The following is a 12965-nucleotide window of genomic DNA, read 5'->3' on the forward strand; positions in this document are numbered from 1 at the left end:
CTGCGGCCGAGAGCAGGCCTGGATTCCGCGCGCCGCGGACGGCGGCGACGATGTCGTCGGCGATCGGCCCGGCATAGAACGCCGCGGCCCCGCCGTCGCGCAGCGCCTTCAGCGTCTCGGCGTAGGCCGGGTTCTTCAGGCGATCGCCCGCCTTTAGCGGCGCGCCGCCGGGCAGGAAGTAGGCGCCCGCCGCCTGGTCGCGCGAAAGGCGTCCTGCGTCGGCCGCGATCTGGGCGGCGAGCCGCGGCGAGACCTCGAAGCCGTTCTCGCTCAGGTCCAGAGCCGGGCCGAAGAGCTTGGCCCAGGGCAGTTTGCCGAACCGCCAGTGCGCGGCCTCCAGCAGCCGCGGCGTGCCCGGCGTCCCGACCGAACGGCCGCCCAGCACTGCGTCCATGAAGCCGAGCGGCTCGCCATGCTCGTCCTGGAACAGCGCAGGCGTCGCCGCCGCCGGCGCGGTCTCGCGGCCGTCGAATGTCGTCAGCCCCTTTGTCGCGGCGCTCCAGTGCACGAGGAAGGCCCCGCCGCCGAGGCCGGAGGACTGCGGCTCGACAAGCCCGAGCACCAGCTGCGCCGCGATTGCGGCGTCGACCGCGCCGCCGCCCGCCCGCAGCATCTCGGCTGCGGCCTCCGCGGCGTGCGGGTTCGCGGCCGCGACCATCCAGTTCCTGGCGCGGGCGAGAGGCTTCGGCTTGAGGCCGGTCGCGATCTCCGGCGCGAACGCGTCGGAGGACTGGCGCGCCTCCTGCGCGACGGCCCCGAACGCAAACCACGCCACGAACAGCGGTGCGACCAGGCGGATCGATCGTCGCATCGGCCGCTCCGTAAACGTCATGCCTATATTCGCCGGGCGTGACGACAACCTGGTCGCCCGATTAACCCAAAGTTACCCCGGCGTTAACTCGCTTTTAAGGTTAACCGATCATTACGATTAACCAGCGTCGCCCGATTGTTTCTAGCGGGCGCAAGGGCCTCCCCCCATGCCGGTCACCGTCTCCTCGGTCGTCTTCAGGCTCGCCGCCGCGGCGGCGCTCACGGGCCTGCTCGCAGGCTGCAACGCCGATCGCGAGGTCACCGGCTCGATCATGAAGACGAGCGCGACCCGCGAGATCGTGACCCCGGAACAGCGAGAGGCGCGCTGGCGCGAACTCGCAGCGTCCTACGGCGAGGCCTATCAGAAGAACCCGTCCGACGCCGCGGCCGGCTACGGCTACGGCCTGGCGCTTCGGGCGCTCGGGCAGCGGGCGCAGGCGCTTGCCGTGCTCGAAGCCGCCAGCATCAGGAATCCCAAGCAGAAGCAGATCCTTGGCGCCTATGGCCGGGCGCTCGCCGACGTCGGCCGCTACGATGACGCGCTCGCCGTGCTCGAGCGGGCCCACACTCCGGACGCGCCGGACTGGCGCATCCTGAACGCTCAAGGAGCGATCCTCGATCAGCTCGGCCGCAGCGAAGAAGCCCGCGGCTATTACGAAGCGGCCCTCAAGATCGCGCCGGGCGACCCGGCGATCCTGTCCAACCTCGGCCTGTCCTATGCGCTGAACCGCGACCTCGCGAAGGCCGAAGCCACGCTTCGCCTTGCGGCCGCGAGCCCAAGGGCCGACGACAAGGTGCAGGCGAACCTTGCTCTGGTCGAAAGATTGAAGACCGCGCCGCGGGGCAAGGCGAAGATCGCGGGCTGAGGTCCTATTTGCGCGGTTTCCAGGAACCAGCAGCCGCAAAAGCGTATAGGATCAACGGACTTCCGGCCAACATGCGCCGTCGGGGGTGATTTCAGCCCCTGATGCGCATCGCCTGGAAGCGCCAATATGCTGATCCGCTACGGCTATGAGATCGCGCTGCACTGTCAGGCCCCGACGCCGATCGTGTGCCTGCTCTCGGTGCACGACGACCGGATGGCCGACATCCGCGATCCCGAGAAGGTCTTCACCACCCCGATCACACCCACGACGACCTACCGCGACCTGTTCGGCAACCGCTGCCGCCGGCTCGTGGTCCCAGTCGGCGATTTCAAGCTGTGGGGCGACGCCACGATCGAGGACGACGGCCTGCCGGACGTCGCGCTTCCCGACGCCGAGGAATGGCCAGTCGCCGACCTTCCGGACGACACGCTCGTCTACCTCATGGGCAGCCGCTACTGCGAGACCGACCGGCTGAGCCAGGCGGCCTGGGACCTGTTCGGCCATCTGGCGCCCGGCTGGGGCCGCGTCCAGGCGATATGCGACTTCGTCCACGCTCACATCGCCTTCGACTACCAGCAGGCGCGCTCGACCCGCACTGCATTCGACGCCTTCAACGAACGCGTCGGGGTCTGCCGCGACTTCGCGCATCTGGCGGTGGCGCTCTGCCGCTGCCTCAACATCCCCGCCCGCTACGTCAACGGCCACCTGGGCGATATCGGGGTTCCCGTGGTCGACCCGATGGACTTCAGCGCCTGGATCGAAGTTTTCGTCGGAGGCGCATGGCGCACCTTCGATCCCCGCAACAACATTCCCCGGATCGGCAGGATCGTCGTCGCCCGCGGGCGTGACGCCGCCGACGTTCCGCTCATCAACTCTTTCGGCCCCCACACGCTGACGTCGTTCAGGGTGTGGACATACGAGGTCGATCGCGTCCCGGCGGGATGACCCCATCGAGCCTCACGATTGAAACGAGACGTCCATCCCGCGGCTGGCGTCCGGCCAGGTCTTTGGGTAGGCGTTCAAGACCGCGACCGCGAGATGGGACGATACGTGTTGCCGCAGATCAGCATTCAACGCCGCCTCCGCCCCGTGCTCCGGCGCTCCGACTCAATCCCCGGCGGCGGGCTCGTCCGATGACCGGAACGCCGATCGTCCCGGTCACGTTGACCGGCCGCCATGTCGAACTGGCTCCGCTGTCTCAGGAGCATCATCCCGGGCTGTGCGATGCGGTGCGTGACGGCGAGCTCTGGCGGCTCTGGTACACGAGCGCTCCAAAGCCCGAGGACATGGAGCGCGAGATCGCGCGCCGTCTCGCCCTGCAGGCCGACCGCTTGATGCTGCCCTTTACGGTGATCGAACGGCCGAGCGGCCGGATCGTCGGCATGACGACCTACATGAACATCGACGTCGCGGGCCCCCGCGTCGAGATCGGCTCGACGTGGTACGCCCGCAGCGTCCAGCGGACCGGTCTCAACACCGAGGCCAAGCTGCTGCTGCTCGCGCGCGCCTTCGACGACCTCGGCTGCCTGGCCGTCGAGTTCCGCACGCATTTTCTCAACCAGCAGAGCCGGCGCGCGATCGAGCGGCTGGGGGCGCGACTGGACGGAGTGCTGCGAAACCACCAGCGCGCGAAGGACGGCACGATCCGCGACACCTGCGTTTACAGCATCATCCCCTCGGAATGGCCGGCGGTGCGCTCCCATCTGACATGGCTTCTCGAAACGCCGCGCTGACTCGACGGCGGCGCCTCCGGTATTCGAGGGTCAGCCTGGCGCAAGCCTCCATGGCTTCTGCGGGCGAAAGAGCGTATGAGGCACCGCAATTCCTTTTTGGATCGCGGCTGAGCCGGCGCATCGCGCGCCTGCCTATCGCCTTGCGCTCATCGAAAGCAGACCCCCCGTGCTCCTGCCGTCCTCCCCGTCCCCGCTTATGCGCGCTCTGTCCGAGCGCGGCTATGACGACCTGACTCCCGTCCAGAAGCAGGTGCTTGCCCGTGAGGTAGCGGGGCGCGACCTTCTCGTCTCGGCGCAGACCGGGTCCGGCAAGACCGTGGCGTACGGACTGGCGCTGGGCGAAACGCTGCTCGACGCCGCGGGAAGCCTCGGCCAGGCCGCGAAGCCGCTCGCGCTGGTCGTCGCTCCGACGCGGGAGCTCGCGCTTCAGGTCGAGCGCGAACTGGTCTGGCTCTACGCCAAGGCGCAGGGACGCATCGTCGCCTGCGTCGGCGGCATGGACCCCCGCGCCGAGCGGCGCCGTCTCGAACTCGGCGCGCATATCGTCGTCGGCACGCCCGGCCGCCTGCGCGATCATATCGAACGCGGCGCGCTCGACGTCTCCGAGCTGAAGGCCGTCGTTCTCGACGAGGCCGACGAGATGCTCGACCTTGGCTTCCGTGAGGAGCTCGAATTTATCCTCGAGACGACGCCTGTCGGCCGCCGCACCCTCCTGTTCTCCGCGACGCTGCCGGAGGCCATCGTCCAGATCGCGCGGCGCTTCCAGCGCGACGCCGCGCGCGTCGAAGCGGCGGCCCATGCCGGCGGCCACGCCGACATCGAGCATCGCGCCGTTCGCGTTCATCCGCGCGAGATCGGCAACGTCGTCGTAAACCTGCTGCGCCAGGCGGACGCGCCGGCCGCCATCGTGTTCTGCGCCACCCGCGAAGCCGTGCGCCGTCTGCATGCGACGCTTTCCGAGCGCGGCTTCGACGCCGTGCTGATCTCCGGGGAGCTCGGCCAGGCGGAGCGCAACCGCGCGCTTCAGGCGCTGCGCGACGGCCGGGCGCGGGTCTGCGTCGCGACCGACGTCGCCGCGCGCGGCATCGACCTGCCGAACCTCGGCCTCGTGATCCACGCCGATCTACCGCACGATGCGGAGATCCTCCAGCACCGCAGCGGGCGCACCGGGCGCGCCGGACGCAAGGGCGTGAGCGTGTTGCTCGTGCCCGCCTCGCGCCGCCGCAAGGCGGAGACGATGATGGTGGAGGCCGGCGTCGTGCCGGTCTGGAGCGGCCCGCCGACCGCCGACGAGATCCGCGCGCTCGATCAGCAGCGTCTGCTCGGCGATCCGGCGCTCACCGAACCTGCGACGGACGAGGATCTGTCGCTCGCGCGCATCCTGATGGCCATGAGCTCGCAGGAGCAGATCGCCGTGGCGCTCGCCCGCCTGCACCGCGCGCGCCTTCCCGCGGCCGAAGAGGTCGCCGACCCCGGCGACCGCTCGACGTCGTTCCGCGATCGCCCGGAGCCTGGCCACCGCGCCGGGACTTCGACGGCCGAACCGGCCGAGCGTCGCGGACCGTTCGGCGCAAGCGTCTGGTTTCGCCTTGCGGTCGGACGCAAGCAGAACGCCGACCCGAAATGGCTGCTTCCGATGATCTGCCGCCGTGGCGGTATCACGCGCAAGGAGATCGGCGCCATCCGCATCTTCGATGTCGAGAGCAAGGTCGAGATCGCGGCTGACGTCGCCGAGGGTTTCGCAGCTTCCGCGCTCCGGGCCGAGAAGGGCGACGTCGTGATCTCTCGCCTCGACGTCGGCGGCGGCGAGGAGCGCCGCGCCCCGGCCCCGCGCGCCCGGCCGCCTTACGCAAAGCCCGCCTATGCTGCGCCCGCGCAGCCGCGCGAGAAGCGCGAACGACCGCGCCACGATCGCGCCGAGCGTCCCGCCGGCCAGCCGAAGCCGTTCAAGCACGGCGCCAAGGCGCGACGCACCTGAGGATATTCAGGGTTCGATAGGCGGCGCGAGACCCGACGAGCGCCCGGCGATCAGCCAGTGCGTCAGGCCGCCGACGAAACCACAGGCGAGGATCTGGCCGGCGTTGAACATCGGCGCGTCGAACCCGCTTGGCGTCAGAGACCAGGGCAGCACGGCCGTCATGGCGCCGGCGACGGCGTGATAGACCCACGACCGGATCGAGAACATCTCAGCGATCAGGATCGCGACGATGGCCGGCGCGCCCATCAGCGGAGCGAGCAGGAAGCACAGCGTCGCCGTCGTCACCGACATGTCGTAGCCGAGCAGCATCACCTCGTCGGGGAAGCGCGCCACCGCCGCGAGCTCGTCGCTCGACATGAACGCCAGCATCGCAACGCCAGCAAACAACCCGCACACGAAACCGAGCGGGGCGAGCAGGATGCGGGCTACGAGGCGAGGAAGCATGTTTTCAGAACGCCGCCGGCGCCAGTCCGTTCGGCGTCGGGAGGCGCCTATTCCGCGGCGGCAAGCGCCTCGCGCTCCTTCGCGCGCATCCGCTGCGTCTCGGACTTCAGCTGCCCGCAGGCCGCCGAAATGTCACGCCCCCGCGGCGTCCGGACCGGGCTTGCGTAGCCCGCACGGAACACGATCTCGGAGAACCGCTCGATCGTCGCCCAATCGGAGCATTCATGCGGGCTGCCGGGCCAAGGATTGAACGGGATCAGGTTGATCTTGGCGGGCATTCCGCTCAAGAGCCTGACCAGTTCGCGGGCGTCGGCAGGACTGTCGTTGACGCCCTTCAGCATGACGTATTCGAAGGTGATGCGGCGCGCGTTCGAGGCGCCGGGATAGGTCCGGCACGCGTCGAGAAGCTCGGCGATCGGGTACTTCCTGTTGATCGGCACCAGTTCGTTGCGGAGGTCGTCACGGACCGCGTGGAGCGAGATCGCGAGTTGCGCGCCGGTCTCCTCGCCGAGGCGGCGCATCTCGGGCACGACGCCCGATGTCGAAACCGTGATCTTGCGCCGGCCGATTCCGAGGCCTTCGCCGTCGGCGATCACCGCGATCGCATCGCGCACGGCGTCGAGATTGTAGAGCGGTTCGCCCATACCCATGAAGACGATGTTGGTGACGAAACGCCCTCCGTCCCAGTCGCCGAGCCTGTCGCGCGCCACGATCAGTTGCGCGACGATCTCGGCCGCCGTCAGGTTACGCACCAGAACCTGTGTGCCTGTGTGGCAGAACGAGCAGGTGAGGGTGCAGCCGACCTGACTGGAGACGCAGAGGGTGCCGCGGCCTTCCTCGGGGATATAGACAGTCTCGATCTCCGCAGGCCTCGTGCGCGGGCCCTGCGCCGGCATGCGGAGCAGCCATTTGCGGGTGCCGTCGGACGAGATCTGCTCGGAGACGATCTCCGGCCGGCCAAGCGTGAAGGCGTCGGCGAGCAGGATCCGTAAATCCTTGGAGACGCTGGTCATTTCATCAAATGACGTCGCGCCGCGATTGTGGATCCAGTGGTTGAGCTGGCCCGAGCGCATCTTGATCTGACGTTCCGCCACGCCGACGGAGGCAAGCGCCTCGCCCAGCCGCGCGCGCGTCAGGCCGACGAGCGACGGCTTCGCCGCGGCGGGCGCAGGCTGCGGCGGGATGTCGAGGTTTCTGGAGATGTCGAGCAGCGTCATGACGTTCGGATGCGTCGGTCGATCAAGTCCGGGCGGTCGGAAACAGCGGCGTTCCTATCACGGACGGAGAGCGAAGGCGACCACGCGGCTCAAGCGTTTCGGGGACCGTAGGCGGCCATGAAGACATCGACCGCCTTGTTGACCAGGTATTCGATGCGCTCGGCCGGCGGCGCGGGCTCAGCGCCGATCAGCACCGGCATCATCACTGCGCCGTGGGACATGGTGAGGAACTGCTTGGCCGCGACCTCCGGGTCGTCGATGACGAGATCGCCATGCTCGACCTTGAGCTTGAGCCATTCCGTCAGCCGAGCCCAGCCCTGACGCGGGCCGGCCTGGAGGAACAGCTGGCCGATCTCCGGCTGGCGGTCGGCGGCGCCGATCACCATCCGGACCGTCGAGACATGGGATGGCTCAAGCATCGCGTCGACGAAGCTGAGGCCGAGCCGCCGCAGCGCGTCGCGGACATCGTGCTTCTCGGCGTCGAGCTCGAACAGCCGCTCCGCGGTCTGGGCGCACTGGCTCTTCACCAGCGCTGCGAAAAGCTCTTCCTTGCTGTCGAAATAGACGTACAGGGTCCCTTTCGAAACGCCGGCGGCCTTGGCGATCTCGCCCATGCTGGACGCGTCGAAGCCCTGCGCAAGGAAAACCTGGCGAGCGCCGTCGAGGATCTGACGGCGCTTCGCGCTGTCCAAGGCGTCCGCCGCCGGCGCCGTCGCGGTCTCGCTTTCCATCCCGATCCGACGCCGTCCTGTCCGCAGGCCTGTTGACGCCAGCGCGTCCGAGCCTCGCTCAAGAGCGGATTCCGCGCAATCCGAGGGACGGCTAGTCATGGCGCGCTGCGCTCTTTCCTGAGTGAACAATTGACCGAACGGTTCGGTCATATCTAGGCCTTCGCCGCGCAAATGTCGAGAATTGACCGAACGGTTCGGTCATTCGTTATGCAACCTTTAGCGACGCGCCGCAGCGCCGTCCAGTGATCGAGGCTCGCTTGTCGCGCTCGGCACGTCAGGTCGAAGGCATTCGTTTACCTTGTTCGGCCAAGCTGCCGAAGGGCCGCCATTGTGCGGTCGACGTCGCGTTGAGTTCCGGAGTTCCGCCGTGGCGCAGTCCTTGTCTTCAGCAGCCCTCGCGCTGGCGGTCGCGCTCGCGGCGCTCCCGGCCTCCGCCCAGGCCGGCGATCCGATCGGCGCGCTGCTCGGCTCCGAGAATCTGAGAGCGGCGGACGTCACCGGCTCGATCGAAAGCGCGCCGCTCGGACCGCCGAGCCAGCCGGCGCCTCTGGCGCCCCGTCCAGCGGCGCCCCGCAAGCAGCCGCCCGCAGCCAGCGACAGCTATCCTGTCGACCTGCTCATAACGCTCGCGAACGACGCCGTTTTCACGCCCGACCCCTACCCGAAGGGCCAGCGCTCCGATCCCAGGATGATCAAGCTGCAGGTTCTGCTCGACCGCAACAACGCGTCGCCGGGCGTGATCGATGGCCTGTTCGGCGACAACGTCGTCAAGGGCGTGATGGCCGTCGAGGAGATGTTCGGCCACAAGGTCGACGGCCAGATCGACGCCGAACTCTGGGCGGCGCTCGAGAGCAGTTCGGCCGAGCCGGTGCTGACGCCCTACACGATAACCCCCGAGGACGTGGCCGGGCCGTTCATCCCGACAATGCCGCAGGACTACGCCGAGCAGGCCCAGCTCGCCGGACTCTACTATCGCGACGCGGCCGAGATGCTGGCCGAGCGCTTCCATATGGACGAGGCATTCCTCCGCCGGATCAATCCCGATGTGACGTTCGCCGAGGCGGGAGCCGAGATCATGGTGGCGAACCCCGGCAAGCCGCTGAAGGCGCAGGTGACGAGCATCATCGCAGACAAGGGCCGCAAGCAGATCCGCGGCTACGACGCGACCGGCCATCTGGTCGTCGCCTACCCCGCGACGATCGGCAGCGCGGATCTGCCGTCGCCGACAGGAATTCATGCGGTCAAGGCGATCGCGATCAATCCGGACTATTGGTACCGGCCGAAGGTCAACTTCGTGCAGGGAGCCAACACCAGCGCGCTCCGTCTGCCCCCTGGTCCGAACGGCCCGGTGGGCGCGACCTGGGTCGGGCTCGACAAGCCGACCTACGGCATGCACGGCACGCCGGAGCCCTCCAAGATCGACAAGACCAACAGCCACGGCTGCGTGCGCCTGACCAACTGGGACGCTCGCGAGCTCGCGGGCCTCGTGAAGCCCGGCGTGCCGGTCGAGTTCCGCGAGCCGGAAGGGATCGCGCCAGCCGACCCGGCGGACGCCGGCCCCGAGGCGCCGGTGGCGGAGGCGCCCGCGCAGCAGGACATCCTGCAGGAGCCGACCCGGCGCATCCCCCTGATCAGCGAACGCCGCGCCGAAGTGCGGTGATCCTGCCTCGAGCCCGCCGGCCGGATGGGTGGTCGGGTCGTCAAGCCGGAGGTGACGCAGACTGGCCTTACCCTCTCCCCCAGCGGAGAGCAGATCGCAGGCGTCGGGGACCGGCTCGCAAATCGCGCCCGTGCCTCGCGCCTTATTGGCGGTAGGAGCTACGCCCGTCCCATCGCGCGGGCCGTCTCGGCGAGCTTGCCCGGCACCGTCACCGGCGGCGAGCATCGAGACCCGGCGCAGACATAGGCGCCGACCTGTTCGCGCCCGGCCCGCGCAGGGTGCCTTTCGGGGAGCGCGTCGAGCGACGGCGTCCGACGGACCACGCGCTCCGAGGCGGGCAGCGCCAGCGCCTCGGCGTGAAGGGCCTCCGCGAGGTCGCCCTCGCCCACCACCACGATCGAAGCCAGTCGCAGCCGCTCGTCGAGGACGTTGAGAAGCCCCGCATGGCCGACGGGGTTCGCCGCCATCCGTCCCATCAGGGCTGCGATCTCGCCGTCGAGGCGCGTCAGGAAATCCTCGTCCGCGTCGAAGGTCGCGAGCCGGATCGAGGCTGAGAGCAGGAGCGCCGTGCCGCTTGGCAGAGCCTCGTCGAGCAGCGCCTCCGGCCGTGTGACGAGGGGCGGCGCGTCGTCGGCGTCGACAGCGAAGCCGGGCCCGTTCGGATTGCGGTGGTGCGCGAGCGCCGCGTCGATCCACCCCGCCGCAGCGTCTCGGAATGCGGTCTCGCCGGTGACGCCGGCAAGAGCGAGCCCCGCCAACGCCATCGCGCCGTAGTCGGTGGCGAAGCCGGGATAGACCAGCCGCCCGTCCCGCCAGGCATGGCCGAGGCGCTCGCCTTTCGCCATCGTCGAGGCGACGAAATCGAAGGCGGTCCGGGCCATTTCGAGGGCGTCAGAGCGGTTGAGCGCTCCGGCGCTTTCGGAGAGGGCTGCGATCATCAGGCCGTTCCAGTCGGCGAGGATCTTGTCGTCGCGGCCGGGGCGCACCCGCGCCTCGCGGGCGGCGAGCAGCCGGGCGGAGACCGACCGCAGCCGGTCGTCATCGACGACCAGGTCGTCCGGCTCGGTGAGCCGGTTGGGGATCGACACCTCCTCCCAGTTGCCGTGTGGGGTGATGTCGAGCGCAGCCGACGCGAAGGCCGCGTCGTCCTGGCCCAGAACTTTGTCCAGTTCGTCACGCCGCCAGACGTAGAACTTGCCCTCGACCCCCTCGCTGTCGGCGTCGAGGCTCGCGGCGAACGCGCCATTGGTCGTCATCTCGCGTGCGAGCCAGTCGATGATCCCATGCGCCGCGGCGAGCAGGCGCCGGTCGCCGGTCTCGCGGCCCACGCCTGCAAACAGCGTCAGCAGCTGGGCGTTGTCGTAGAGCATCTTTTCGAAGTGCGGGACGAGCCAGCGATCGTCCACCGAGTAGCGCGCGAAGCCGCCGCCGAGATGATCGTGGATGCCGCCGCGCGCCATCCGCCGCAGGGTGAGGACGGCGGGAGCGGCGAGCTCCGCCTCGCCGGTGCGCCTGCCGGCGCGAAGCAGCATGTCGAGCACGCCGGCCTGGGGAAATTTCGGCCCGCCCGGGAAGCCCCCGGACACCGGATCGAACGCCCGCGCGACGCGGCGGGCGACCTCGTCGAGCTCCGCCGGACCGAAGGCCTCCGCCGCCGGTCCCTGCGGCCGCAGGCGCTCCGCGATCGCGGCTGCGTTCGCGACGATGCGGCCCGGCTCGTCGCGGAAGACGCCTGCGATGGTGCGGACGACGTCGGGAAAGCCCGGTCGACCATAGGCCGGAGTTCTGGGGAAATATGTTCCGCCCCAGAACGGCTCGGCGTCGGGGGTGAGGAACATCGTCAAAGGCCAGCCGCCCTGCTGGCCGAGGGCATGAAGCGCGGCCATATAGATCTGGTCGACGTCTGGCCGCTCCTCGCGGTCGACCTTGATCGCGACGACGTGCTCGTTCATGACGGCCGCGACGTCCTCGTCCTCGAAGCTTTCATGCGCCATGACGTGGCACCAGTGACAGGCGGCGTACCCGATCGACAGCAATACCGGGCGGTTGAGCCGCTTCGCCTCGTCGAAGGCCTCCGGCGACCACTCCCACCAGTCGACGGGATTCTGCGCGTGCTGCAGGAGATAGGGGCTGGCCGAAAGGGCGAGGCGATTGGACATGGGTTCGCGAACTGTCCTTTGCGGGTCGGGGGCTCTTTATGAACCAATCTAGCGCGTCCGGCGGCCGTGACACGATCGCCGCGCTCTCGACCGCGCCGGGCCGAGCAGCGATCGCGGTGATCCGCATCTCTGGCCCCCAAGCGGGCGCGACGCTCGATGCTCTGGCGGGCGCGCGGCCGGCGCCGCGGCGCGCCTCGTTCCGGGCGTTGCGCGACCCGCGGACTTCAGAGGTCGTCGACCAGGGCGTCGCCCTCTGGCTGCCGGGTCCTGCGAGCGCGACGGGGGAGGATCTGTGCGAGCTGCAGATACACGGTGGGCGCGCGACTGTCGCGGCGACGCTCGACGCCGTGCTCTCGGTCAAGGGCGTGCGGATGGCGGAGCCCGGCGAGTTCACCCGCCGCGCCTTCCTGTCGGGCCGCATGGACCTCGCCGAGGTGGAGGGCCTCGCCGACCTGCTGGCGGCGGAGACCGAGAGCCAGCGGCGGCAGGCGCTGTTGCAGAGCTCCGGCGCTCTGTCCGCGCGGATCGAAGGCTGGCGGGAGCAACTGATCTCGGCGATGGCGCTGGTCGAGGCCGGCATCGACTTCTCCGACGAGGGCGACGTCACGGAGCACGCGCGAAGCCTTGCGCGCGAGGAACTGGCGACGCTCGCAGCCGACATGAACGCGGCCCTTGCCGACACCAGGGCCGAGCGGTTGCGCGACGGGTTCCGCGTCGCGATCGTCGGGCGGCCGAACGCCGGCAAGTCGTCGCTGCTGAATGCGCTGGCGCGGCGTGAGGCGGCGATCGTCGCCGCCGAGCCCGGAACGACGCGCGACGTCATCGAGGTTCATCTTGATCTCGAAGGGCTGCCTGTCATCCTCGTCGACACGGCGGGGATCCGCCACACCGGCGACGCGGCTGAGCGCGAGGGTGTGCGGCGCGCAGGCCAGCAGGCGGCTGCCGCCGATCTCGTGCTGTGGCTGGAGGATCCCGCGGATAGGGCCGAGCCTGAGATCCGCGGTACGGTCTGGCGGGTGGTGAACAAGATCGACCTCGCGGACCAGCCTTTCGCCGACGCGAATCACAGCATCTCCGCCAGGACCGGCGCGGGCCTGGACGTCCTGATCTCAGCGATCGCCGCCGCGGCGCGGGACGCGCTGTCGTCGAAGGACGTGGGGGCGACGCGCGCGCGGCACCGAGACGCGCTGCGGACCGCCGTCGCGGCGCTCGACCGGTGCCTGTCCGATTGGGACGACCTCGCCGACGAAATCGTCGCCGAACTGCTGCGCCGAGCCGCGGAAGAGCTCGGCCGCATCACGGGCCGCGTCGGCGTCGAGGACGTTCTCGACCGGCTATTCGCCTCATTCTGCATCGGAAAATGAGCG

At 69.4% G+C, this 12965-nt stretch carries 11 protein-coding genes; 6 read left to right on the top strand and 5 right to left on the bottom strand.

Features of this window, described 5'->3' with window-relative positions; all coding sequences use genetic code 11:
* A partial coding sequence (locus VGC77_RS17575; protein ID WP_331172857.1) for a gamma-glutamyltransferase occupies positions 1-811 on the bottom strand: 811 nt, incomplete at its 3' end.
* A gap of 166 nt (positions 812-977) precedes the next feature.
* On the opposite strand from VGC77_RS17575, the gene VGC77_RS17580 reads away from it, so the two are divergent.
* From VGC77_RS17580 to VGC77_RS17595, 4 genes are all read left to right on the top strand, one after another.
* Positions 978-1676, top strand: coding sequence for a tetratricopeptide repeat protein (locus VGC77_RS17580; RefSeq protein ID WP_331172858.1), 699 nt, complete (start codon positions 978-980; stop codon positions 1674-1676).
* A 126-nt stretch (positions 1677-1802) separates the two neighbouring features.
* Positions 1803-2621 carry a transglutaminase family protein gene (locus tag VGC77_RS17585; protein WP_331172859.1) on the top strand — a complete coding sequence of 273 codons (819 nt, stop codon included), beginning with the start codon at positions 1803-1805 and terminating at the stop codon, positions 2619-2621.
* A gap of 188 nt (positions 2622-2809) precedes the next feature.
* Complete coding sequence (locus VGC77_RS17590; protein ID WP_331172860.1) at positions 2810-3409, top strand: GNAT family protein; 600 nt, start codon at positions 2810-2812, stop codon at positions 3407-3409.
* Positions 3410-3605: 196 nt separating this feature from the next.
* Entirely contained in the window at positions 3606-5387 is a 1782-nt protein-coding gene (locus VGC77_RS17595; protein WP_331172861.1) for a DEAD/DEAH box helicase, read from the top strand.
* Between the two features lie 6 nt (positions 5388-5393).
* Here VGC77_RS17595 and VGC77_RS17600 read toward each other — a convergent pair whose 3' ends face one another.
* The 3 genes from VGC77_RS17600 to VGC77_RS17610 form a co-directional block, all read right to left on the bottom strand.
* Positions 5394-5831, bottom strand: coding sequence for a hypothetical protein (locus VGC77_RS17600; RefSeq protein WP_271169080.1), 438 nt, complete (start codon positions 5829-5831; stop codon positions 5394-5396).
* A 47-nt stretch (positions 5832-5878) separates the two neighbouring features.
* A complete protein-coding gene (gene rlmN / locus VGC77_RS17605; RefSeq protein WP_331172862.1) occupies positions 5879-7048 on the bottom strand; it encodes a 23S rRNA (adenine(2503)-C(2))-methyltransferase RlmN in 1170 nt (389 codons plus the stop codon).
* An 89-nt stretch (positions 7049-7137) separates the two neighbouring features.
* The gene (locus tag VGC77_RS17610) at positions 7138-7779 is read right to left on the bottom strand and encodes a TetR/AcrR family transcriptional regulator (RefSeq protein ID WP_331172863.1); all 642 of its coding nucleotides are present in this window, start codon (positions 7777-7779) and stop codon (positions 7138-7140) included.
* 367 nt (positions 7780-8146) lie between these two features.
* Between VGC77_RS17610 and VGC77_RS17615 the strand changes: the two genes are divergently transcribed.
* Complete coding sequence (locus tag VGC77_RS17615; RefSeq protein WP_331172864.1) at positions 8147-9439, top strand: L,D-transpeptidase; 1293 nt, start codon at positions 8147-8149, stop codon at positions 9437-9439.
* A gap of 158 nt (positions 9440-9597) precedes the next feature.
* Here the strand turns inward: VGC77_RS17615 and VGC77_RS17620 are convergent, their stop codons facing one another.
* Entirely contained in the window at positions 9598-11598 is a 2001-nt protein-coding gene (locus VGC77_RS17620; RefSeq protein WP_331172865.1) for a thioredoxin domain-containing protein, read from the bottom strand.
* 38 nt (positions 11599-11636) lie between these two features.
* Between VGC77_RS17620 and mnmE the strand changes: the two genes are divergently transcribed.
* Positions 11637-12962 carry a tRNA uridine-5-carboxymethylaminomethyl(34) synthesis GTPase MnmE gene (mnmE, locus tag VGC77_RS17625; RefSeq protein WP_331172866.1) on the top strand — a complete coding sequence of 442 codons (1326 nt, stop codon included), beginning with the start codon at positions 11637-11639 and terminating at the stop codon, positions 12960-12962.
* The last annotated feature ends 3 nt before the right edge of the window (positions 12963-12965 follow it).

This window comes from Rhodopseudomonas sp., assembly GCF_036404135.1.
In the GTDB taxonomy this organism is placed as follows: Bacteria; Pseudomonadota; Alphaproteobacteria; order Rhizobiales; family Xanthobacteraceae; genus Rhodopseudomonas_A.